Raw genomic sequence first — 22,277 nt, 5'->3', positions numbered from 1 at the left:
TCCTCTTTCTTAGTTCCGGCCCCCATTCAGGCGAGCCGCCGACATCTTCCTCTTTCTGATGCCGGTCAGTGATCAGCACTTGCAGATGCAAAACACCTGTCGTTCTGTCTAGTTCCCATATAGGGCTATTTTCGGATCTTTCATCGGTAAAATACGATGAAAGAGTGAAAATCGCATATCTATATGATTTCGTTTGCTTAATTCAATGTAAATTTTTGTGCAATTGGGCAAAATGGCACGTCAAAGCCCCTTCAAGAACGTCTCTGAACGCTCCAGATGCCCTTGAAGCTTCGCTTCATCCATTTTGCGCACCTGAGCGCACATCATGGCCCAGCGGGGGTTTTTAGAAAGCTCATCTTTATGCTTGTTGATCCAGCGCCAATACAGTCCGTCCCAGATCGTGGCCCATTCGCCTTCGTTTTCCTTGCCCGTGTAATGGCTCATTTTCTTCACATAGGCAGAGCCGGAGAAATACGGCTTGGTGGTTATCAACCCGCCATCAGCATTCTGGCTCATCGCATAGACGTTCGGCACCATCACCCAATCGTAGCTGTCGATAAACATCTCCATGAACCAACGGTAGATATCATCCGGGTCGATCTCGCACAGGAACATGAACCCGCCAAGCACCATCAACCGCTCGATATGATGGCAATAGGCGGTCTCGTTGAGCCGTTTGATCGCATCATCGACGGGAAGCACGCCGGTGGTGCCGTCATAAAAACTGTCCGGCAGTTTGCGCATGTGGTTCCAATGGTTGGTCGTGCGCATTTTCACACCGAGATCGTCATAGGTCGCCCGCATGAATTCGCGCCAGCCGATGATTTGACGAATGAAACCTTCCAGTGAATTGAGCGGCACTTCGTTTTTCTGCGCAAAGGCCAGAGTTTCGTTGATGATCTGTCTTGGGGTCAGCAAGCCAGTGTTCAGCATCGGCGTCAGCACCGAATGCCAAAGCCAGCTTTCGCCCTCCAAGATCGCATCTTCGTAAGGCCCGAAATCGTGAAACCGCTCTTCAAGAAACGCCTGCAACCACGTCTGCGCCTGTTTGTGGGTAACAGGATAGACCAGTGTATTAAGCGCGCCGGGATTGTCGGCGAAATTCGCTTCGACCCACTCCTGCGACGCCGCATCCACATCATCGCCCTTGCGCATGGGTATGTGTGGCAGGGAGCCGAGCAGTTTTTTTGGCACCTTCTTGCGGTTATCCTCGTCAAAGCTCCATTGCCCGCCTTCCGGTTCGCCATCATCGTCGACCATCACTTTCAGCCGCTTGCGCTGAAACTTGTAATAATCAGCCATGAACCAGCGCTTTTTGCCCGCCCGATAGTCTGCGTTCAGTTCCGGCGTGTTGATGAAAGCGGGGCTGTCCAGCACCTCCAAGGTTAGGCCGTGCGCTTCCGCGGCTTTGCGCAGCCGTTTGTTGAGGGTGAAATCGTGCACATCGCACACCACGATGTCCGAGACACCGTCTTCCACCAGCTTTCCCAATTCGACAGAGACAAAATCCGCCTCCTCTCGCGTCTCGATATGACGCACGTCCACACCGCTGTCTTTCATACTCTGAGCGTAGTGCGTCATCGTCGTGCGGTGATAGGCGAGTTTCTGCTTGTGCATTTTCGCGGGATAGGTCGGATCGCGGAAGAACAACGGCTCTTCCAACAGAAGCACCTTAGATACGCCTTCCAGCGCGGGGTGATCGTCATACAGCTGGTGCGGGAATATCAGTGCAGCTTTTTTCATTATTTTCTCCTGCTCAAAATCCCCAACGCACAAACGCCCGAAAGGTGGCGGGAAAGCTCAATTTGTCACCTTGCACGCGGCTTCGCTAACCGCCATCTTGAAGGTCAATCGAATGATCGCAGGAGCTTTCCCATGCCCGTCAACAACCGCATCGCAGACCTTTCCGACGAAGTTGCCGAATGGCGTCGTGAAATCCATCAGCACCCCGGCCTGCTCTATGATGTAGAGGAAACGGCGGCATTGGTGGAAGCCAAGTTGAAGGAATTCGGCTGCGACGAAATCGTCACCGGCATTGGCCGCACCGGCGTCGTTGGCATCATCAAGGGCCGCCAGAATGGCTCCGGCAAAGTCGTTGGCATGCGCGCCGACATGGATGCCCTCCCCATCGTTGAAAAGCGCGACCTGCCATACAAATCCAAATACGAAGGCAAGATGCACGCCTGCGGCCATGATGGTCACACCGCCATGTTGCTGGGCGCAGCCAAATATCTGGCCGAGACCCGAAATTTCGACGGCACCGCCGTCGTTATCTTCCAACCTGCCGAAGAGGGCGGCGCTGGCGGCAAAGCTATGGTCGACGACGGCATGATGGACAAATTCGGCATCCAGGAAGTCTATGGCCTCCACAACATGCCGGGCCTGCCCGTGGGAGAATTCGCCATCCGCACCGGCCCGATCATGGCCGCAACAGACGAGTTCACGATCACCGTCAATGGGCGTGGCGCCCACGCCGCCATGCCGCACAACGGCAACGACCCAATCATCATTGCCACGCAGATGGTGCAGGCCTTGCAGTCCATCGTTTCGCGCAACGTAGACCCGCTCTCCTCCGGCGTTCTGTCCGTCACCGCCATTGAGGCTGGCAAGGCCTATAACGTGATACCGCAGGAAGCGAAGTTCTGGGGCACTATTCGCACACTTGACCGCGACGTGCGTAACTTGATTGTCGATCGTCTGCATGAAGTGGTGAATGGCATCGCCAGCGCCTACGGCGCGGAAGTGACCATCCACATCAAAGAAGGCTATCCGGCAACCGTCAACCACGCCGAACAGACTCAGTTCGCCGTCGAAGCGGCGGAAGAAGTCGTCGGCAAAGGCCGCGTGGACACCGAGCAATTGCCCGTCATGGGCGGCGAGGATTTCTCCTATATGCTGGAAGCCCGCCCCGGTGCCTTCATCTTCATGGGCAACGGAGACACGGCTGGCCTCCACCACGAGGAATATGATTTCAACGACGAGGCCATCCCCGTCGGCTCCAGCTATTGGGCCCGGATCATCGAGAAGAGCATGCCCGCCAGCGCCTAGCGCAGGTCGATGCGGCTCAACAGCCCGCCATTGGCTTCATAGATCAAGATGGTGCGGGAGCCGGAAGCCTCCCGCACCGTCAGCATTATACGGTTGCCTTCAAACGCCGTGTGCAAGATTTCACTTCCCGCGGGCAACGCAATGGCCGATTGCGGCGGCAAGGGCGCGTTCACGCTGGCAGCCGCAGCGGCAGCCTCATCAGGGTCCGCGCGGTTCACGCGGTAGACAATCGCCGCCAGCACCGTCATAAGCCCGATCATCATGATCCCACCCGATACGGCGAGCAGGCGCACCATTTTGCGGCGGATCGCCTCTACTTTGGGATCAAGCGGTTCGTCTTCTTGGGGCAGATCGGTCATGGATAATTTTCGTCATGCGGGAGCTGGCTGTTGAGTGAAGCTGATAAAGCCCCTGCCGGGCAAATGGAAGCGCTACTTGTGCCTGCCGAGGCCGATGGCAAACGCGTAGACCTTTTCATTGCCGCCAATGCGCCTGACGATATCTCCCGCGCCCGCGTGCAGGCGCTGGTGCGCCAAGGCCACGTGACGATCAACGGCGTTGTGCCACCGGGGACATCAACCAGGATCAAGACCGACGACGTGGTGCGCTGGCTGATGCCAGAGGCCGAAGAAGCCATTCCGCAGCCGGAACCGATCCCGCTCGAAATCCTTCACGAAGACGCCGATCTGATCGTCATCAACAAGCCAGCAGGCATGGTCGTCCACCCCGCGCCGGGCAATTGGTCCGGCACGCTTGTCAACGCCCTGCTCTATCACTGCGAAGGCTCACTTTCAGGCATTGGCGGGGTGCGCCGCCCCGGCATTGTCCACCGGCTCGACAAGGAAACCAGCGGCGTGATGGTGGTTGCCAAAAGCTACCGCGCCCATCTCGATCTGCAGGAGCAATTCGCAGATCATGGACGAACCGGCCCACTGGAACGCGCCTATCTCGCCCTCGTCTGGGGCGCACCATCGCGCATGAAGGGCACGGTTGACGCGGCTCTGGGCCGCCACCCGAACGACCGATTGAAACGCGCAGTCGTGGACATCACCAAGCCGGACGCGAAAGAAGCGATCACTCATTTTGAACTCCTCAAGCGTATTCCCGACCCGAAGAATGACGGGGAGTTTCTAGCCAGCCTCACCCGCTGCGAACTGGAGACGGGCCGCACCCACCAGATCCGCGTTCACATGGCCCATATTGGCCATCCGCTGCTCGGCGATCCGGTTTACGGCAAACACTTCGCCACCCGCGAAAGCCGATTGCCGGAAGCGGGGCGCGCGGTGCTGAAAACCTTCCACCGCCAAGCGCTCCACGCCCAGACCCTCGGCTTCCGCCACCCCTCAACCGGCAAAAGTGTGCGCTTCGAAGCCGGCCTGCCGCAAGACATGCAAAATCTGCTGGAAGCCCTATCGGTTAGCGACTGAGTGATTGTTGGCGCTGGCGTGCCTAGGGAATGCGCGGCCTCGCTATAGCAAGCCAACACACTCCCGCCGTTATCCGATATCCACCACCTGTCGCTCCAGACCCACCCGCCGTCATTACCGGGCTGGGGCAGCCAAAACCCGAAACCCAGTTCGGCGTGGGTGGGCCTCTCGGTGCTGGATCACGGATTCCGGCTCAGGCGACTCCGTGATGACGGATTGTAGATAGAGGACGTGCGTTCGCATCTCCGCCGGACGAACCGTCCGCGAGAGGATGCTGCTTTCCACCCTTCTGGCAGAACTGATGGAGCGGGCGGAAGTCCGCCGTGTCTGTTGTGTGTTTGTGTGGCAGGCTGCCGCCCGCTCCACCCGATATTTTTACGACTACCCTTCCGACTGCGTTTGCATGGACCTTTTCAGCCCATGGGAGCAACGACCGCGTGACCTTCGGGCTTTAACCGAATGGCGCTGGAAACTGGGTGACGTGCACTTTGGGATGCGATCCGGTCATCGCCCCCAGTTACATACCGGCCCCTTGCGCATGACGAAGCCGGACCGACGCCACCGTTCTTACGCACGAGATGGCGGCGAGGTTAGAGGAAGGGGAGGAAGCGTGAATAAGTCTTTTTCGATTTCCCCTCACTCCACCACCGTCATTCCGAGGCTGGCATTGCCAGAACCCGGAACCCAGAGCCGCGCGGGCAACGCTCTCAGCATTGGATCCCGGACTCCGCCTCCGGCGTCTCCGGGATGACGAATTGCGGTGCGGTGCTTCGTTGTTGGCTTTTCGCATAGTCGCCTTCAATCGAAAGAATGCACCCCGCCGTTTGCTATGGCACAGGCCTCAAAACACCCTATCGCAACTCCACGGCGTAGCTTTCAAGCGGCACGGTTTCTTTGATGAGACCACTCGCCTTCATGAAATCCGCAAAACGCTCGTAGCGTCCGCTGTCCAGAGCCGCGGGGCGTTTGGCGAAGCGGGGCAGCGTGTCGACCCATGCGCGGCGGTTCAACTCGTTGTCGAGGTCGGGATAGGCTTTCAGGAAGGCGGCCAAAGCGGCGTCAGAATCGTTTGTGAGGTATAGTGCGGCTTTCTCGATGGCCAACATGAACTTCCTGAAACGCGGATCGTCCAATCGCTCGTTGTTCACGACGAAAATCAGTTCGTCGTAAACCGGCACACCATGCTCCTCAGGGTAAAACGCAATGCCGGGACGCTTTTCCAAATCCAACTGGTTCAATTCGAAATTCCGAAACGCGCCGATAACACCATCTACCGCTCCGGTGATGAGCGAAGGCGACAACGCGAAATTGATGTTGATGAGTTCAACCTCTGACAGTTCAACACCATGCGTTTTCAGCATCGCGCCGAGCAGCGCGTCTTCAAACCCACCGACCGAAAAGCCAACCTTCTTGCCCTTAAAATCAGCAATCTGCTTGATCGGACCATCGGCCAGAACAACCAACGAATTGAGCGGCGTTTCAACAAGCGTTCCAATGCGCGTCAGCGGCAGGCCCTCAGCCACCTGCACATGCAATTGTGGCTGGTACGAAATCGCGATGTCCCCCTGCCCCGCAGCAATCAGCCGTGGCGGCGCGCTGGGGTCGCTGGGCGGGACGATTTCGACCTCCAACCCTTGTTCGGCGAAATAGCCTTGGGTTTCAGCAATCACCAAGGGCGCGTGGCCGGGATTCACGAACCAGTCGAGGTAAACGGTCAGCTTTTCCGCTCGTGCGGGCAGAACGGCCAGCGCCGCGAAGGCAGCGACCAGAAAAAGGCGAAAGAAAGACATGGATTTTCTCCTGTTAAGCGGGTGACGCGATGCTGCGCGGAGCCCAATGGACGAGACGGTCAAGCGCCATATCGACGAGCAGCCGCAGCGCGATGACCATGATGATGAGAACGACCAGACCGGCGAAGACGGTATCCGTCTGCATCCGGGCATTGGCCTGATTGATGATGTAACCGATGCCAGCCGCCGCCCCGACCCATTCTCCAACCACCGCACCAATGGGCGCCACGGTCGCTGCAACACGGATGCCGGAGGCGAGCGACGGCATGGCCGCAGGCAGGCGAAAATGCACCAGCGTCTGCCACGGTCTTGCCCCACACAGCCGCGCAAGATCGATGAGCGAACCTTCGGCCCGCGCCAAACCGTCGTTCAACGCCGAAGCGATCGGGAAGTAGATTATGAGCGTGGCCATCGCGATTTTTGAGCCCAGCCCAAGACCGAACCACAAGATCAGCAGCGGCGCGATGGCAAAAACCGGCAGTGCCTGGCTCGCCACCAGCACCGGCATGATCGTGCGGCGGGCGAAGGGAAATGCGTTGACCAGAAGCGCAGTTGACGTGCCAAGGACGATGCCGAGCGCAAGGCCGATCAGAATTTCTGCCAGCGTGATGCCCGCGTGATAGGCGAGCGAGGAGGATTGCGCGACAAGGCTGACCAGAACGCGCTCCGGCCCTGGTAGGATGAATGGTGCAGGCTCAAACACAGCAACGCCGAGCCACCAAAGCCCAACCAAAAAAGCCGCAACCGCAAATCCGCGCAGGATTGAATTGCTAACGCCTTCAGTTTTCGGCTTGATGGTGGCATTTAGCTCGCGCACGGCACACTGTTCCCGCTCAATTTGCGGCCGTGCTGCGAATTTTAGAGAAGCGGAGTGCGCCTTGTAAGGCGCTCGTCTTTTCCCGTCCCTTCGCCGGCATGACCCGGATCAGGTTCCCGATCAGCTTTCCAGGAAAGCCGATCAAGGGTTTGGCCGATGCCATCTCAGCCGCCGGAAGCGACACCCCTTGGAACACGATATTTGTGTGCGAAATATTCGCAGATTGCAAGACAGATTAGCCGCTTAGATTGCCCGATCCCAAACGGCGAAAACTTCCTGAAAAACACGCTCGCCCTCGCTGCCTTTTTCAATCGTCACCAGAGCGCGACGGCCCGTGCGGTATTGCACCGGAATATCAATCCAGCCCCGCGCTTTCAAAAGATCTACATTGGCTTTGCGTGACGCTTCGGCATTGTCCAGCGCGATAAGGAAAATACCGCTTTGAATTTTCACCGAGGCGGCAGTCAGCGTTTCGCCGCGTCCTTCCTCGGTTTCCTTCATCACAATGCGGTTGATCTCTTCAATCGCGCCGCCCGAAAAATCATCAGGAACCGCGAAGATGATGTCGATCAGATGGCTGGCCGATAGGCTTGGGTCGGTGTTGCGCTTGATCGTCATGATAAGAACGGTCTTGCGCTCGGGAATTTCAATTTGCGCACGGATGGCGGGTTCTTCAGGCTTACCAGGACCGGGGCTTTCCTGCACGACGCTCCACGAAACCGAGCCTGTATCCACACTGCTCGTGCCGCTGGCGGCGTCTTCTTCGTAAAGGAACGCACGAATTCCGGTTGCGGCATCGGCAGTTTGCTCTGTCGCCGGCGCAGCTTCGGTTTGCTCAGGCGCGATCGTCGGAGCTGTTGCCTCCGGCGCAACCTCTTCTCCATCTTCGGTTAGGCGAACCTCGTTTTTCGGCTCCGGTGCCGGTTCCGCTTCTGGCGCTGGTTCTGGCGCTGGTTCGGCGGTTTCTTCTTCGGTCGCAGGCTCGTCTTCTGATGGCGGCGTAACTTTGATGGTTTTCACCTTGGTCGGAGGTGCCGTCGCCGTCTGTTCCGCCAGACCCAATGTCTGCATGACTTGATCTTTGAAAGTAATGTAGGCCGCTCCAAGGCCGCCTAGAATGACCAACAAAAGCAGCAGCCAGAGCAACCAGCGGCTTTTCTTTTTGCGCACTTCGCCGCCGCCCAAACCGGGCGCTGGTGGTATCGCCAACTCATCCGCACTGCTCGCACCAAAGTTTACAGGGCTCAATTCAGCCAAGGACGGATCAGATTTGGGAAGCGTTGGCCGCGAGGCATCGGCAACGCGCGGCCCTGACAAGTCAGCAGCGGGATCGGTGTAGTCTTGTTTAGCGGCACCTGCGCTCAAATCGGCCTGAATGGATGATTCCGGCTCCAAGCTCAGGGGCTTGTCTGTCAATGTCGCGGCAGTTGGCATCTCTGCCAAGGCCCGCTGCACCGCGCTGGCTGCCGCACTTTCAAACTCAGGCTGCGGCACTTGTTGGAGAGACCTTGCAGCTTCAACCACATCCCCGGTCGTCTTTTCAGCCTTCCTTTCCGCATCCGCCTTTGTGAAATCAACCAAAGCTGCGGCGATGGGATCTGATGCCACTTCAGCGGCCACAGGCGTCTCTGGTTCAGGCGTGGGCGCTGGCTCTGGTTCGGGTACAGGTTCTGGATCCGGGGTGAAAACCGGAATTGGCGAAGTTTCCTCAACCGCTTCAGGCTCAGGCTCTGGCTCAGGCTCTGGCAGAACCTCTTTCACTATTTCGGGCTCAGGTTCAGATTCAGGTTCAGGTTCAGGTTCAGGCTCCGGCTCCGCAGGAGCTTCAGCAACAGGCTCCGGCTCCGGATCTGGATCCGGTTCTAGTTCAGGCTCTCGCGTTGGCTCTGACGGAGATTCTGGTTCAACAGCCTGCTCCAGATCATCTTCCGATATCACCGAACCGCTATACTCAAGCTCAATATCAGCAATCGCCTTCTCAAGTTTAGCCATTTCGGCCGTCACGGCTTCTGGGCTTGGCGCGGGGGTACGGCCATCCAACTGACGCCGAATGGTCAGCCGCGCGCGCTCATACAGTTTTTCGCGCAATTGCTCTTGCGGGGAGTCAAACCCTGCAAGGGTTCGCTGAAGTACGGCGAAATAGTCAGCCATGAACCATCAAATTCCTGTAACGTGCCCAGCCTGACTATTCAGCGCCAAGCCTCCCGAACCTAATCATGAAAAGGGTCATCAACAAGTATCGTGTCCTCGCGCTCTGGCGATGTCGACAGCATCGTGACCGGTGCGCCAATCAATTCTTCGATATGGCGCACGTATTTAACCGCCTGCGCTGGCAGATCAGCCCAACTCCGAGCCCCCACAGTTGGCTCATTCCAGCCTTCCAATGTCTCGTAAATCGGCTCAACCCGCGCCTGCTCGCCCTGGCTTGCAGGAAGGTAATCAATCTCGCGACCATCAATTTTATAGCCAGTGCAAATTTTTAGCTCTTCCATACCATCGAGCACATCCAACTTCGTAAGCGCGATGCCAGTGATGCCGTTGACCTTCACAGCTTGGCGCACCAGTGCGGCATCAAACCAGCCGCAGCGTCGCTTGCGGCCTGTCACAGTACCAAATTCATGGCCGCGTTCGCCGAGCAATTGCCCAACTTCGTTTTGCTGCTCTGTCGGAAACGGCCCTTCGCCCACGCGGGTCGTATAAGCCTTCGTGATGCCGAGAATAAAGTTCAAAGAGCCAGGCCCGACACCAGAACCCGCAGCAGCTTGTCCTGCCACCACATTAGAAGATGTGACGAACGGATAGGTTCCGTGGTCGATATCCAGAAGCGTGCCCTGCGCGCCTTCAAACAGGATGCGCTTGCCACTGCGCTTGGCTTCATCCAGCAGTTTCCAGACACTCTCGCGAAACGGAAGGATTTTGTCGGCAACCGAGGTCAATTCTTCTAAGATAGTCTCAACCGAGACTTCAGGCTCACCAAAGCCGCGCAGCAAGGCGTTATGGTGCGCCAGCAGTCGCTCGATTTTCGCAGGCAGGCTTTCGAGATTTGCCAGATCCATCACGCGAACGGCGCGGCGACCGACTTTATCTTCATAGGCCGGGCCAATGCCGCGGCGCGTCGTGCCAATCTTCGTGCCAGACTTCGCAGCGTCCTCACGCAATCCGTCCAGATCACGGTGTAGCGACAGGATGAGCGTTGCGTTGTCAGCGATGCGCAGATTGTCCGGCGAGATGGTGACACCCTGCTCTGCCAATCGGCCAATTTCGGCAACGAGCGCATGGGGATCGATGACCACGCCGTTTCCGATCACACCCATTTTGCCGGGCCGCACAACACCCGAAGGAAGCAGCGACAGCTTATAGCTAACCCCATCAATGACCAGCGTATGGCCAGCATTGTGCCCACCTTGGAAACGAACAACCAAGTCGGCGCGTTCCGACAACCAGTCGACGATTTTGCCCTTGCCTTCATCACCCCATTGGGAGCCTACGACAACCACATTGGCCATGCCTGAATTCCTTGCTTGCGAGCCCGCGAAAAAGCGCTGTTCGTTTCGGCCTTTGCGCCGCGAAGGTCAAGGGCGCAAGCGAGGCTTTGCCCACCTCATGCAATCAAGCGCTTGCCCCTTCCCCCGCCGCACATTAACGCTGACACCTGCCCAGACGCTTTCAATCCCTTTCATGCCCGCTATTTTCAAAAACCCCTATTTGCTGCTCACCATCACCGCCCTGTTCTGGGGCGGCAATGCAATTGCGGGAAAATTCGCCATCGATCACGTCTCGCCAATGGTGCTGACTTTCGGGCGCTGGGCCATTGCCCTTACAATCATCGGCATTATAGGCCGCGCCCACATCGCCAACGATTGGCAAAAACTCAAACAGCGGTGGTTTTATCTGCTGATGATGGGCGGCTTCGGCTACACCGCTTTCAACTTCGCGCTGTATTCCGCCCTGCACTATACCAGCGCCATCAACATCACGATTGAGCAAACGGCGATGCCGTTTTTCATCTTCGTGATCAGTTTTCTTGTCTACCGCACCAGCATTCAAAGCCTGCAAATCATCGGCTACGCCCTGACTGTGATCGGCGTCATCGTCACGGCCACGAACGGAACACCCCTTGCGTTGCTGGAAGGGACGAGCGGGCTAAACCGGGGCGATCTGATCATGCTGGGCGGCGGAATTTTCTACGCTGCCTATTCAGTCGGCCTTCGCGCAAAGCCTGATATCCACTGGCAGAGTTTTCTCGCAAGCCTCATCGCCGGCGGCGTCGTGTTCGCCAGCTTTGGCCTGTTCTACGAAATGGCGCGTGGTGAATTGCTGTTTCCCACAACGTTCCAAGGCGCAGCCGTGGTCGCCTATGCGGGCATTTTCCCCTCGCTCGTCTCGCAAGGCTTCTTCCTGGCGGGCGTTGCCGCGATTGGGGCCAATCGGGCGGGCATTTTCATCAATCTTGTACCCGTCTTCGCCGCTATTTTGTCGGTCATGATGCTGGGCGAACAGCTCTATCCGTATCACGCGCTAGCGTTTTGCCTCGTTGTCGGCGGTGTGCTGATCGCCCAGCGGGGCACCCGCTGAGCGATCGATCAAGCACTAGAACGTAAATTCAAGCGGTTTGGCGCTGGTGATATCCGGATGTCCTTGCAGTTTCTCCAGGAAATCATCCGGCACGGGTGCGTCCAATTCCACAAGCGCAATCGCATCACCGCCCGGCTTGTTACGACCGAGATAAAAGTTGGCAATGTTGATGCCGGCTTCGCCAAACATGGTGCCCAGCTTGCCGATAATGCCAGGTGTGTCGCCGTTGGTTGTGTAGAGCATGTGCGGCCCGGCTTCAGCCTCCATGTTGATGCCCTTGATCTGGATGAAGCGCGGCTTTCCGTCGGAAAACACCGTTCCAGCAATTGAGCGCGTCGTCGTCGCCGTGGTCACATCAATGCGAATATAACCATCAAAGACGCCGCTTTTCGCGCGGTTAATCTCCATCAGGCGGATACCGCGTTCGCTCGCCATCACCGGCGCGGAGACCATATTCACATCAGCCATTTGGGGCCGTAGCAATCCCGCAAGCACAGCCGAAGACAGCGCCTTGGTGTTCATCTCCGAGACATGACCGTCATAGAGAATTTGCACATCTTTGATTGCGCTCTCCGTAACCTGCCCCACGAAAGAACCCAGCGTTTCAGCGAGTTTAACGAACGGCGTCAGGCGCGGTGCTTCCTCCGCGGTGATGGACGGCATGTTGAGCGCGTTGGAAACGGCGCCGCGGGTCAGATAGGCGGCCATCTGTTCGGCCACCTGCACGGCAACATTCTCCTGTGCCTCTGTCGTTGCAGCGCCGAGATGTGGGGTACAGACCACGTTGGGCAGGCCAAACAGCACGCTGTCCGTGGCAGGTTCCACCTCGAAGACGTCGATACCGGCGCCAGCGACTTTGCCCGACTTGATCGCCTCCGCCAGATCAGCCTCGACGATCAAACCGCCGCGCGCGCAGTTCACGATTCGCACGCCGTCTTTCATTTTGGCGATGGCGGCGGCGTCGATGATGTTTTTGGTCTTATCGGTCAGCGGCGTGTGCAGCGTAATGAAATCAGCGCGGGCCAGCAGTTCATCCATCTCCACCTTCTCAATGCCAAGGCGCTCGGCTTTCTCGTCCGTCAGATAGGGGTCAAACGCGACAACCCGCATTTTCATCCCTTGCGCACGGTCAGCGACGATGGAGCCAATGTTGCCCGCACCGATCAGACCGAGCGTCTTGCCGGTCAGCTCAACACCCATGAATTTCGATTTTTCCCACTTGCCTGCCTGCGTGGAGGCGTCCGCCGAAGGAATTTGACGGGCCACGGCCATCATCATCGAAATAGCGTGTTCCGCTGTGGTGATCGAGTTGCCGAAGGGCGTGTTCATCACGATGATGCCGCGACGGGAGGCGGCTTTGATATCCACGTTATCGACACCAATGCCCGCGCGGCCAATCACTTTCAGATTGGTGGCGGCGTCGATGATTTTCTCTGTTACTCTTGTGGCGGAGCGAATAGCGAGGCCATCATATTGGTCAATCACGGCCAACAGAGCGTCTTTGTCTTTACCCAAATCGGGCTGGAAATCGACGTCACAGCCGTTATCGCGGAAAATATTGACGGCGGTTTCGGACAGTTTATCGGATACGAGAACTTTGGGTTTGGTCATCGGTTTTGTCTTTCGAAATTGGTTTGCCTCGCCCTTTTGGGGAGGCCGGAGAAGCGAAGCTGATCCGGGTGGGGGAGATTGGGTTTCTGAGCGAATGTCCCCACCCGAAACTGATTTGCAGTTTCGACCTCCCCGCAAAGGGGAGGTAAGGAAGTTTAATCGCCTTTGGCCTGTGCAAAGGCCCAATCAAGCCATGGCGTTAGCGCTTCAACGTCGGCTGTTTCAACCGTCGCGCCACACCACACCCGCAGGCCCGGAGGCGCATCGCGGTAGCCGCCAATGTCCAGCGCAACGCCCTCTTTTTCGAGCGCCGTGGTCATGGCTTTCACAAACGCACGTTGATCCGCCTCTTCCATCGCCGCCACGTCCGGGTCCGTGATCGAAAGGCAAACGGACGTGTTGGACCGTGTGTCTGGATCAACGGCGAGGTTTTCCACCCAGTCCGTCTTCGCCACCCAGTCGTGCAAGACTTGCGCATTGGCATCGCAGCGGGCGTGCAATGCCGGTAAGCCGCCAAGTCCCTGCGCCCATTCCAGCGTATCTATGTAATCTTCGACGCACAGCATGGAGGGTGTGTTGATCGTCTCACCAACGAAAATGCCTTCGATGAGTTTGCCACCCTTCGTCATGCGGAAAATCTTCGGCAGCGGCCATGGCGGGGTGTAATTTTCAAGCCGCTCAACAGCGCGGGGCGAAAGGATCAGCATGCCGTGGGCCGCTTCGCCACCCATTACCTTCTGCCAAGAGAACGTCACCACATCGAGCTTGTCGAAGGGCAAGGGCTGCGCGAAAGCCGCAGACGTTGCATCGCAAATCGTCAGCCCTTTGCGGTCAGCGGGGATCATATCGCCGTTGGGCATTTTCACGCCGGACGTTGTGCCGTTCCATGTGAACCCAACATCTTGGTCATAGTCCAGCGCGGCCATATCAGCGATTTCGCCATAGGGCGCGGTCACGATGGTGGCATCGTCAAGCTTGAGCTGTTTGACGGCATCCGTCACCCAGCCAGCGCCAAAACTCTCCCACGCGACCATGGTGGCCGGGCGTTCGCCAAGCAGCGACCACATCGCCATTTCGTAAGCGCCCGTATCCGAGGCCGGAACGATGCCAATGCGGTAATCGTCCGGCACGCCCAGCACTTCGCGGGTCAACTCGATGGCCTGTTTGAGTTTGGATTTGCCCACAGATGCACGATGCGAACGGCCAAGCGCCGCATCGCCAAGCGCATCGAGCGACCAACCGGGTCGTTTCGTGCAAGGGCCAGAAGAAAATTGGGGGTTGCGCGGACGCACTTGTGGCGTCGCGACGTCATGTCTTTCAGTCATATCCTATCCTTCCAGATAGCTAGCCTCTCGTTGGGGAGAGGTGTCCCACGGACGCAGCTATTGGAGGATCGAATTCGCGTCAAGAGAAAATGACGCGAATGGTTGACCAAATGTCGTAAATTTTTGGCGCTGGTAGCTTACCAGAGTTCGACGCGAATGCCGGCGGTGACTTCATTCATCGTCCACGCATCGGCTTCGTCACGGTCTGCATAACGGCGACTGCCGCCCAAGTATGTAAAGCGATAGCCCAAATCGAGTTTGGTGTTTTGCGTGAGTGAGTATGAAACACCAGCCATAGCGTTGAAGCTTCCGACAAACTGACCATCGGTCTCAAAGTTGTCAGTGTCGCCAATCTGGTTGACGCCCGCGCCGCCTGCAACACCGCAATCAGATGCATTGTCGCCCCGGCAGTAATAAGCGCGCTCCAAAGGTCCACGGCGTACGAAACCAAAACCGGCACCAGCACCCACATAGGGCTGGAAGCTGCCAAATTCAGGCAAATCGTAATAGACGTTGGCCATCAGATTGGCCGCCCACGGCTCGGATTCAGACACCGAGTAGCAATCACCCGTAATCGGGATATCACCACCATTGGGATCGTTTGGATTAGGTTCCGTGCCGCATGAAATGTCTCCGGTCGAGCGCGATGCGAGGTTTTGGTAAAAACCAAGCGCTGCTTCCAAACGCACGTTTTCGGTCATGCTGTAACCAACGGCAGCTGATGCTTTAACAGGATGCCCAAGATTACCGACTTCGCTGTCTTCCAGCTCGGAAATGCCCACACCAATATCGCCGCGGATATACCAACCGGAGCCAAATTCGACCTCGGTCACCTCGGTCTGTTCGAAGACTGGAGGATCGAGATCTGCGGCCATAGCCGGGTTTGCGATCACTGCGCCTGCCATGCATAGCGCCAGTCCGAGAGCTTTAACACTGCCCCATTTGATATCCATCGAAGCCACTCCAGCGAGCTTGGTTACACAGTCACCCCATTGGTGACGCGAAAAGAAATTGCCTTTTCAGGCTTTGCCCTCAACGCATTGCGCGAAGGCGGCGGACCGGCCGTTATGGGCAGCCGGCCCGCAGCTTGTTAGGTCGGACCTACCAGAGAGAGTAGCGAACGCCTGCGCGGATGACGTGATCGGTGAAACCGTCGTCATATGCGCGTGGCTTGCCGCCACCCAGGAAAGAGCCCATCGCACCGCCAGAAATGTCGGTGTAGGAATAGCCAACATCGAGCTTCATTTTGTGGGAGACATCAAAAGATGCACCAGCATGAAGCGCGTATGCAAAGCGCCAGGAGCTTTCGCCGCCAAAGTCGTCAGCACGCTGATCGAGGGTCAAGCAGCAAGCCTGAACCGTACCAGTCGTGGTCGACTTGTAGTCGTCATACATGACGTATGCGCCACCGATACCGGCACCAACATACGGCGTGAAACCGCCAAACGTGCCAAGATCGAGGTATGCGTTACCCAAGAGTTTGATCATGGAAACATCGGCACTCTCGTTCGTGGCGCATGTGCCAGGCTCGGTGCCGTCTGTGATCGAACCACCGCCAGCGGCTTGAAGGCCGGCGCAGGTGAAGTCTGGGTTCAACGTGTTGCCGCGCCATTCAGCGCCGAACACATACTCACCCGTCACGTCTGCACGGAGGTAATCGTTGATCTGATAACCGATACCGATGCCGATATCGTAGGAATCATCCATATCGACATCGGAAAACATGCCCATGCCGTTTTCGTAATACGTGCCACCCTCGGAGGAGCGGAAATCGTAGGTGATATCGCCACGCAGATACCAACCGCCCGTCGAATATGTTTCGGGTGCTTCGATGACCGGGGGGTCAACAAGCAGATCGGCTGCAATAGCCGGAGATAGGGACATCGCGCCAACTGTCATCGCGACAGCAGCAGCCAGTCCAGAGAGTTTTGTTACGGTGCCCATAACATCGTCCTTCCTTACTGAACCGTGAGCTTATGCCCACGGTGAACATACGGTTCGGGAAGGAAGATGACAGCGATTGGTTAAAGCACGCTTAACCGTATTTTTTAACCGCGTTTGGTAAGGATAATTCTTCGTAAACGTCAGCAAATAAAAGGGTTTAGCGTTGTGCAGCTTTCAACACAATGTCCTCTCCATCGGCCGTAGCCGTTAGAGAAAGACCACATTCTTGGGCCAAAAGGATGGTGTAATAGGGCTGAACACCGTGGGCGGAAATCTCTTCCTCTTCGTCTTCCACCACCCCATTCAACATAGACACAAATTCAGATGGCACCCGCGCACGCGGGCCAACACATCTGATATCGAATGTCGCCGTTTCACCTTCGCCATGTATGGATATGTGCAAAACACCGCCACGTGGCACAGCACCAAGCGCCAAAAGCACCAGATTGAGCAGAAGCTTCACACGGTTTTTCGGCACAAGAGAGCGCATGCCTTGCCATTCCATGTCAGACTTTTCGCCTTCCATATAAAGAGCGACAACTTCTTGCGCCTCGCCCGTATCGATAAAGGCACCGGCAGAACCGGATGCACCGAAGGCCAGACGGGAGAATTTCAACTTGGCAGATGCAGATTTCGCGCTCTTCTGAATGAGTTCCATAGCGAATTCTTGCATTTCCTCGCCCTGATCTTCGCCCAGCACCTCCAGCCCATTGGCCAGCGCGCCAACGGGGGAGATGATGTCATGACAAATGCGGCTGGCGAGCAAAGCCGCCAAATCAAGTGCGGAAAGTTTAGGCAATTCAGGCATGGTGATCCCCTCATGGATCGGGCGATGCGCAAATACTGTTGAACGAATCACCCGCAAAACCAGACTGCCCCTGCGTTACACAAGCCCGCGATTCCTGCCAAGCTCAACGCGGCTTTCAAAAGCGGTGAAAGCCTTTGTTTACTTAAACGCAAACCTTTTCATTCAAATTATATCGATATCCCGCCTGTTGCCGCATTTGTTGGCCACATCGGGACCAAGCCTCCCGTTCACGAGGTTCATGCGTTTTTCGTCTTCCAATGGAGGTTGACCCTATGTTGAAATTTATCCGCACCAAAGCAAAAGCCACTCTTGCCGTAACGGGCCTCGCGCTTGCGCTGGCCGTTTCCGCCCCCGCACTGCTGCCCAACGCGCCAACCATTGCGCACGCTTCGCAAACTCAGGCTTTCTCGTCTGGCGAATTGGTGAATGTTGGCCATAAGTTCTTTGGCTCCACATCCTCCGGCCTCGCCTCGCTGATTGAGCGGGCGGTGAGCAATTACGGTCTGCCAAACGGCTATGTCTTGGGCGAAGAGGCCTCCGGCGCACTTGTCGGCGGCCTGCGCTACGGCGAAGGCACACTCTACACCAAAAATGCGGGCGATCATAAAGTCTATTGGCAAGGGCCATCCATCGGCTGGGATTTCGGCGGCGATGGCAACCGCTCCATGATGCTGGTCTACAATCTCAACGAGACCGACAAGATTTTCCGCCGCTATGTCGGTGTTTCCGGCTCCGCCTATCTGGTTGGTGGCCTTGGCATGACAGTTATGAAACACGGCGACACGATTCTTGTGCCCGTGCGCACCGGCGTTGGTGCCCGTCTTGGCGTTAATGTCGGTTATTTGAAAATGCGGCCATACGCGACCTGGAACCCTTTCTAGGGCTCCAAACACCCGCGTTTACGCTGTTGACGGAAAGTCCGCGAGCATCAGCACACAATCCTTGTGAAGAGCCTGCCCCCGTGGCAGGCTTTTTTCATTGTTCAGTAACCCTGATGAAAGCCTGTGCCCGTGCTTGAAAGCGGTTTATTCTTCGCCCTTGGGTTTTTAGCCAGCGCCCTGCTCGCGCTGATGGTCGCGCCCGCGATATGGCGGCGCGCAGTCGTGCTCACACGCCAGAAGATCGAAAGTTCGGTCCCGCTTACCCTCAACGAAATTCAAGCGGACAAAGACCAGCTGCGGGCAGAATTCGCGATGAGCACCCGTCGCCTCGAAGTCAGCCTTGAGGATCTGAAGGAACGCGCTGCCGAACAACTGATTGAAATCAACCGCCGCCGCGACGAAGTTTTGGCGCTGGAAGACGAACAGGAAAAACGCGGCGAGCGGATTGCCGAATTGCAAAACCAGTCCGAAGAACTGCGTGCGGAACTTCATGACCGCGAAGAAAAACTTTCCGAAACCACATTCGCGCTGCGATCTTTGGAAACCCAGCTTGAGGAAAAAGCAGCAAGCCTTGAAGCGCTTGACCGCCGATACAAAACCGTCATGAGCGAATTTGACGATCAAAAAATTGAACTTGTCGCTCGCGAAACCCGTCTTGATGGAGTGACTGACGAAGTCCGCGAACTGAAAAATCAGGTTAAGTCCTTTCGCAACGAAGCCGATGCCGCCCGCGAAGAAGCAAAAGCCAGCAAGATCATTGCCGAACGGGAAATCAGGCGTGCAGCCGACCTTGACGAAAAAATATCCCGCCTCACCTCCACTATGGCCGACATGGAAGCCCGCCTCGAACGCCGCGACCGCGATCTCGCCAAGCTGAAGGAAAGAGCAGGCAGCGACGACAAACGCGCGTCTAAGGCACAAGGTGACGCAAGCAACCTGCAAGAGCAAAACGTGAAACTTAAAGCCGAACTGGCTGATGCCGCATTGCGCATGGAATCACTGATGCGGGATGCTTCAGGCGAAAACGTTGAAAATGCCATTGCCACATTTGAAACCGAGCGCCGCGAACTGCGCGATCGCCTCAAAATGGCCGAAGCCGAGCGCGATGCGTTAAAAGCTGAATTGCAGGGCACACAATTGGCAAGCGGAGAAGATTGGGAAGTGGAGCGACGCGAAAATGCGATCATCCGCGAACGCATCAATGATCTGGCCGCAAAAGTGACAGCGATGACCGCACAACTGGAAGGCCCTGACTCGCCCATCAACGAAGCGCTGGCGCTCAAAGGCAAGCGCACGGACGCTGGCAAGAGCGCGCAATCGGAGGTCAATTCTCTCGCAGACCGTATCCGTGCCATTCAGCAAGCGGCGGAAAAAGCCTAGAGCGGCATGGCCCACAAGAAGCCCATTTTGCCAGAAAAGGATTGCGTAACTTGCGGCCGCCCATTCACGTGGCGCAAAAAGTGGGAGCGCAATTGGGACGAGGTGAAATACTGCTCCAAGCGATGCGCCACCAACCGCCCCAAAAAGACTGACCAGCAGGCTTCTTAACGGCCGGCACTGCGTCACAAACTTCCGGCGTACTTATCTTGTGATTGCCATATTGCCGTGTAATCAGACTTGAGAGAACAACCAAATCCGGCAGTTTCATGAGACGCACCATCACTACCCTGGTAAGCAGCTTTGCCACTGTTGCCTTGCTGACCTTTTCCGCAATCGCAGCCGATACAGTCATTGGTGACCTAACGCTCAGCGAGCCCGTTGCTCGGGCAACACCAGCCACGGCGAAAGTCGGCGGTGGCTATATCAAAATCACCAACAACGGTAGCGAAGCTGACCGTCTCGTCAGCGTGTCCGCAGATTTTGCAGGCATGAGCCAAGTGCATGAGATGAAAATGCAAGACGACGTGATGAAGATGAAGCATCTCGAAGAAGGGCTTGAAATCCCTGCTGGCGAGACTGTCACGCTGAAGCCCGGCGGCTATCACCTTATGTTCATGCGCCTGAAAGAGCCGCTGTCGAAAGGCGAAGAGCGCAAGGTCACGCTGACGTTTGAAAAAGCGGGCAGCGTCGATCTCACCTTTACCGTGAAATCGCTTGCCGAAACGATGGAAATGAACTGAGGGCTGATCTCACCCCACATGATCTTTCCAGCTATCGCGAATTTCATCTAGAATCGCAGGATCATCGATTGTGGCGGGCATTTTAAAGTCCGCCCCATCGATGACCTTTTGCATTGTCGCCCGCAAAATTTTGCCTGACCGCGTTTTCGGCAATCGCTTGACTGGAACGGCAATCTTGAACGCCGCCACCGGCCCGATCTTTTCGCGCACCAGTTTGATGACTTCCGCCTTGATCTCGTCAATCGGTCGGTTGACACCGGAATTAAGGATCATAAATCCGGCAGGCAACTGCCCCTTGAGATCATCTGCAATCCCGATCACTGCGCATTCAGCAACATCTTTGTGGCTCGCGATCACCTCTTCCATTCCGCCTGTCGAAAGGCGATGGCCAGCAACGTTGATGATGTCGTCAGTGCGAGCCATGATGAAGAGGTATCCATCCTCGTCCATAATCCCCGCGTCAGCGGTTTTGTAGTAGCCGGGAAACTCCTCCAGATACGCCTGCTTAAAGCGCTCATCTGCATTCCACAGAGTCGGAAAACAACCCGGCGGCAACGGCAGTTTCACCACCACGTTGCCCAACTCGCCTGCGGCAAGGGAGTGCCCCTCGTCGTCCAGCACCTGAATGTCGTAACCCGGCATCGCAACCGTGGGGGAGCCATATTTGATCGGCAGCATTTCCACACCAATTGGATTGCCCGCTATCGTCCAGCCCGTTTCCGTCTGCCACCAATGGTCAATTACCGGCTTGCCGGAGACATTCTCCAACCAATGGATCGTATCAGGGTCAGCCCGCTCGCCCGCCAGATAGATTATTTTGAGCGCTGATAGATCGAATTCGCCGGCGAGCTTGCCTTCAGGATCCTCTTTCTTCACCGCTCGAAAGGCGGTTGGAGCCGTAAAGAACGAAACTACTTTGTGCTGAGCCATCACCCGCCAGAAGGTTGAGGCATCCGGCGTCCCAACGGGCTTGCCCTCAAACAGGATCGTTGTGTTGCCGTGCAGAAGCGGCGCATAGACGATGTAGGAATGGCCAACGACCCAGCCGACATCGGACGCCGCCCAATAAACCTCGCCTGGGTCAACATTGTAGATGTTCTTCATAGACCAATGGAGCGACACCGCATGGCCACCATTGTCACGTACAACGCCTTTTGGCTGGCCGGTCGTGCCGGATGTATAAAGGATGTAGAGCGGGTCCGTTGCCGCCACTTCCACGCAGGGAACGTCAGTGCCTTTGGCCTTTGCAACTTCGCTCGCATAGTCGAAGTCACGTCCCTCGATCAAATCACAGCCCTGCTGCTCCCGCGCGAGAATGATCGTGCTTTGCGGCTTGTTCTTTGAAATCTCGATCGCTTCATCAAGCAGCGGCTTATAGGCAATCACACGCCCCGGCTCGATGCCACACGAAGCCGAGATGATGAGTTTGGGCGCACAATCGTCTATGCGCGTTGCTAGTTCGGCGGCTGCAAACCCTCCGAAGACGACGGAATGAACCGCTCCCAACCGAGCGCACGCCAACATGGCAATCGCGGCTTCTGGCACCATCGGCATGTAAATGATAACCCGGTCGCCCTTCTCCACGCCCCGTGCGCGAATAACGGCAGCGAGCGCGGAGACTTCGTCTTGCAAGGCAGAAAACGTGTAGGTGCGGGCGCTTCCGGTAATCGGGCTGTCGTAAATGATAGCCGCTTGATCGCCACGCCCTGCTTCCACGTGACGGTCGACGCAGTTGTAGCAAGTGTTCAGCGTGCCATCGGCAAACCAGCGCCCGTAAATCCCTTCATCCGCGTGAAACGCTTTCGTCGGAGAACGCATCCAGTCGATCTGACCGGCAGCCTCCATCCAGAAACCTTCCGGATTGTCTTTCCAACCTTGGTAGAGTTCGCGATACGCGCCCATAACGTCCTCCCAAATGCGCCAAACTGTGC

19 protein-coding genes are annotated in these 22,277 nt (G+C 56.8%); 7 read left to right on the top strand and 12 right to left on the bottom strand.

The window, feature by feature from the left end:
- Window positions 1-240 precede the first annotated feature (240 nt).
- Window positions 241-1,743 (bottom strand): cryptochrome/photolyase family protein, encoded by a 1,503-nt coding sequence (locus tag ACFQ14_RS02605; RefSeq protein ID WP_377211138.1) that lies wholly within the window; start codon window positions 1,741-1,743, stop codon window positions 241-243.
- 132 nt (window positions 1,744-1,875) lie between these two features.
- Between ACFQ14_RS02605 and ACFQ14_RS02600 the strand changes: the two genes are divergently transcribed.
- Window positions 1,876-3,048: a M20 aminoacylase family protein gene (locus ACFQ14_RS02600; protein ID WP_377211137.1), complete on the top strand. Its 1,173-nt coding sequence runs from the start codon at window positions 1,876-1,878 to the stop codon at window positions 3,046-3,048.
- Here the strand turns inward: ACFQ14_RS02600 and ACFQ14_RS02595 are convergent.
- On the bottom strand, window positions 3,045-3,407 hold the full coding sequence (locus ACFQ14_RS02595) for a DUF6476 family protein (RefSeq protein ID WP_377211136.1): 363 nt from the start codon (window positions 3,405-3,407) through the stop codon (window positions 3,045-3,047). The genes ACFQ14_RS02600 and ACFQ14_RS02595 overlap by 4 nt on opposite strands.
- Before the next feature lie 63 nt (window positions 3,408-3,470).
- On the opposite strand from ACFQ14_RS02595, the gene ACFQ14_RS02590 reads away from it, so the two are divergent.
- Entirely contained in the window at window positions 3,471-4,475 is a 1,005-nt protein-coding gene (locus tag ACFQ14_RS02590; RefSeq protein ID WP_377211330.1) for an RluA family pseudouridine synthase, read from the top strand.
- A gap of 851 nt (window positions 4,476-5,326) precedes the next feature.
- Here the strand turns inward: ACFQ14_RS02590 and ACFQ14_RS02585 are convergent.
- From ACFQ14_RS02585 to ACFQ14_RS02570, 4 genes are all read right to left on the bottom strand, one after another.
- On the bottom strand, window positions 5,327-6,265 hold the full coding sequence (locus tag ACFQ14_RS02585) for an ABC transporter substrate-binding protein (protein ID WP_377211135.1): 939 nt from the start codon (window positions 6,263-6,265) through the stop codon (window positions 5,327-5,329).
- Between the two features lie 13 nt (window positions 6,266-6,278).
- On the bottom strand, window positions 6,279-7,082 hold the full coding sequence (locus tag ACFQ14_RS02580) for an ABC transporter permease (protein ID WP_377211134.1): 804 nt from the start codon (window positions 7,080-7,082) through the stop codon (window positions 6,279-6,281).
- Window positions 7,083-7,325: 243 nt separating this feature from the next.
- Window positions 7,326-9,233, bottom strand: coding sequence for a hypothetical protein (locus ACFQ14_RS02575; RefSeq protein WP_377211133.1), 1,908 nt, complete (start codon window positions 9,231-9,233; stop codon window positions 7,326-7,328).
- A gap of 59 nt (window positions 9,234-9,292) precedes the next feature.
- Complete coding sequence (locus ACFQ14_RS02570) at window positions 9,293-10,588, bottom strand: adenylosuccinate synthase (protein WP_377211132.1); 1,296 nt, start codon at window positions 10,586-10,588, stop codon at window positions 9,293-9,295.
- A gap of 97 nt (window positions 10,589-10,685) precedes the next feature.
- Between ACFQ14_RS02570 and ACFQ14_RS02565 the strand changes: the two genes are divergently transcribed.
- Window positions 10,686-11,657: a DMT family transporter gene (locus ACFQ14_RS02565; protein ID WP_377211131.1), complete on the top strand. Its 972-nt coding sequence runs from the start codon at window positions 10,686-10,688 to the stop codon at window positions 11,655-11,657.
- Between the two features lie 15 nt (window positions 11,658-11,672).
- On the opposite strand, the gene serA is transcribed toward ACFQ14_RS02565, so the two are convergent.
- The 5 genes from serA to chpT all read right to left on the bottom strand — a co-directional run bounded on the left by serA (window position 11,673) and on the right by chpT (window position 17,345).
- Window positions 11,673-13,268, bottom strand: coding sequence for a phosphoglycerate dehydrogenase (gene serA, locus ACFQ14_RS02560; protein WP_377211130.1), 1,596 nt, complete (start codon window positions 13,266-13,268; stop codon window positions 11,673-11,675).
- A gap of 155 nt (window positions 13,269-13,423) precedes the next feature.
- Window positions 13,424-14,593, bottom strand: a complete 1,170-nt coding sequence (locus ACFQ14_RS02555) for a phosphoserine transaminase (protein WP_377211129.1) — start codon at window positions 14,591-14,593, stop codon at window positions 13,424-13,426.
- 137 nt (window positions 14,594-14,730) lie between these two features.
- Window positions 14,731-15,546 (bottom strand): outer membrane protein, encoded by an 816-nt coding sequence (locus ACFQ14_RS02550; RefSeq protein ID WP_377211128.1) that lies wholly within the window; start codon window positions 15,544-15,546, stop codon window positions 14,731-14,733.
- A 148-nt stretch (window positions 15,547-15,694) separates the two neighbouring features.
- Window positions 15,695-16,537, bottom strand: a complete 843-nt coding sequence (locus ACFQ14_RS02545) for an outer membrane protein (protein WP_377211127.1) — start codon at window positions 16,535-16,537, stop codon at window positions 15,695-15,697.
- A gap of 157 nt (window positions 16,538-16,694) precedes the next feature.
- On the bottom strand, window positions 16,695-17,345 hold the full coding sequence (gene chpT, locus ACFQ14_RS02540; RefSeq protein ID WP_377211126.1) for a histidine phosphotransferase ChpT: 651 nt from the start codon (window positions 17,343-17,345) through the stop codon (window positions 16,695-16,697).
- Between the two features lie 272 nt (window positions 17,346-17,617).
- Here chpT and ACFQ14_RS02535 point away from each other — a divergent pair, with 272 nt between their 5' ends.
- From ACFQ14_RS02535 to ACFQ14_RS02520, 4 genes are all read left to right on the top strand, one after another.
- Window positions 17,618-18,226: a DUF1134 domain-containing protein gene (locus ACFQ14_RS02535; RefSeq protein WP_377211125.1), complete on the top strand. Its 609-nt coding sequence runs from the start codon at window positions 17,618-17,620 to the stop codon at window positions 18,224-18,226.
- A gap of 123 nt (window positions 18,227-18,349) precedes the next feature.
- On the top strand, window positions 18,350-19,606 hold the full coding sequence (locus ACFQ14_RS02530) for a hypothetical protein (protein ID WP_377211124.1): 1,257 nt from the start codon (window positions 18,350-18,352) through the stop codon (window positions 19,604-19,606).
- Between the two features lie 6 nt (window positions 19,607-19,612).
- Complete coding sequence (locus ACFQ14_RS02525) at window positions 19,613-19,774, top strand: DUF2256 domain-containing protein (protein WP_377211123.1); 162 nt, start codon at window positions 19,613-19,615, stop codon at window positions 19,772-19,774.
- A 98-nt stretch (window positions 19,775-19,872) separates the two neighbouring features.
- The gene (locus tag ACFQ14_RS02520; RefSeq protein WP_377211122.1) at window positions 19,873-20,346 is read left to right on the top strand and encodes a copper chaperone PCu(A)C; all 474 of its coding nucleotides are present in this window, start codon (window positions 19,873-19,875) and stop codon (window positions 20,344-20,346) included.
- Between the two features lie 9 nt (window positions 20,347-20,355).
- Here the strand turns inward: ACFQ14_RS02520 and ACFQ14_RS02515 are convergent, their stop codons facing one another.
- On the bottom strand, window positions 20,356-22,248 hold the full coding sequence (locus tag ACFQ14_RS02515) for a propionyl-CoA synthetase (RefSeq protein ID WP_377211121.1): 1,893 nt from the start codon (window positions 22,246-22,248) through the stop codon (window positions 20,356-20,358).
- Between the last annotated feature and the right edge of the window lie 29 nt (window positions 22,249-22,277).

The sequence above is a fragment of the Pseudahrensia aquimaris genome (assembly GCF_042676045.1).
In the GTDB taxonomy this organism is placed as follows: Bacteria; Pseudomonadota; Alphaproteobacteria; order Rhizobiales; family Rhizobiaceae; genus Pseudahrensia; species Pseudahrensia aquimaris.
The sequence above is the reverse complement of the archived record's forward strand: the minus strand, read 5'-3'. Positions and strand labels throughout refer to the sequence as shown.

What these genes read in the sequence shown, in the direction of transcription:
- ACFQ14_RS02590 (WP_377211330.1), top strand. Translation starts at nt 3,471, where the DNA reads ATGGAAGCGCTACTTGTGCCTGCCGAGGCCGATGGCAAACGCGTAGAC.
- ACFQ14_RS02605 (WP_377211138.1), bottom strand. Translation starts at nt 1,743, where the DNA reads ATGAAAAAAGCTGCACTGATATTCCCGCACCAGCTGTATGACGATCAC.
- ACFQ14_RS02565 (WP_377211131.1), top strand. Translation starts at nt 10,686, where the DNA reads ATGCAATCAAGCGCTTGCCCCTTCCCCCGCCGCACATTAACGCTGACA.
- ACFQ14_RS02555 (WP_377211129.1), bottom strand. Translation starts at nt 14,593, where the DNA reads ATGACTGAAAGACATGACGTCGCGACGCCACAAGTGCGTCCGCGCAAC.
- ACFQ14_RS02600 (WP_377211137.1), top strand. Translation starts at nt 1,876, where the DNA reads ATGCCCGTCAACAACCGCATCGCAGACCTTTCCGACGAAGTTGCCGAA.
- ACFQ14_RS02545 (WP_377211127.1), bottom strand. Translation starts at nt 16,537, where the DNA reads ATGGGCACCGTAACAAAACTCTCTGGACTGGCTGCTGCTGTCGCGATG.
- ACFQ14_RS02585 (WP_377211135.1), bottom strand. Translation starts at nt 6,265, where the DNA reads ATGTCTTTCTTTCGCCTTTTTCTGGTCGCTGCCTTCGCGGCGCTGGCC.
- ACFQ14_RS02535 (WP_377211125.1), top strand. Translation starts at nt 17,618, where the DNA reads ATGTTGAAATTTATCCGCACCAAAGCAAAAGCCACTCTTGCCGTAACG.
- chpT (WP_377211126.1), bottom strand. Translation starts at nt 17,345, where the DNA reads ATGCCTGAATTGCCTAAACTTTCCGCACTTGATTTGGCGGCTTTGCTC.
- ACFQ14_RS02575 (WP_377211133.1), bottom strand. Translation starts at nt 9,233, where the DNA reads ATGGCTGACTATTTCGCCGTACTTCAGCGAACCCTTGCAGGGTTTGAC.
- ACFQ14_RS02520 (WP_377211122.1), top strand. Translation starts at nt 19,873, where the DNA reads ATGAGACGCACCATCACTACCCTGGTAAGCAGCTTTGCCACTGTTGCC.
- ACFQ14_RS02595 (WP_377211136.1), bottom strand. Translation starts at nt 3,407, where the DNA reads ATGACCGATCTGCCCCAAGAAGACGAACCGCTTGATCCCAAAGTAGAG.
- ACFQ14_RS02525 (WP_377211123.1), top strand. Translation starts at nt 19,613, where the DNA reads ATGGCCCACAAGAAGCCCATTTTGCCAGAAAAGGATTGCGTAACTTGC.
- serA (WP_377211130.1), bottom strand. Translation starts at nt 13,268, where the DNA reads ATGACCAAACCCAAAGTTCTCGTATCCGATAAACTGTCCGAAACCGCC.
- ACFQ14_RS02570 (WP_377211132.1), bottom strand. Translation starts at nt 10,588, where the DNA reads ATGGCCAATGTGGTTGTCGTAGGCTCCCAATGGGGTGATGAAGGCAAG.
- ACFQ14_RS02550 (WP_377211128.1), bottom strand. Translation starts at nt 15,546, where the DNA reads ATGGATATCAAATGGGGCAGTGTTAAAGCTCTCGGACTGGCGCTATGC.
- ACFQ14_RS02515 (WP_377211121.1), bottom strand. Translation starts at nt 22,248, where the DNA reads ATGGGCGCGTATCGCGAACTCTACCAAGGTTGGAAAGACAATCCGGAA.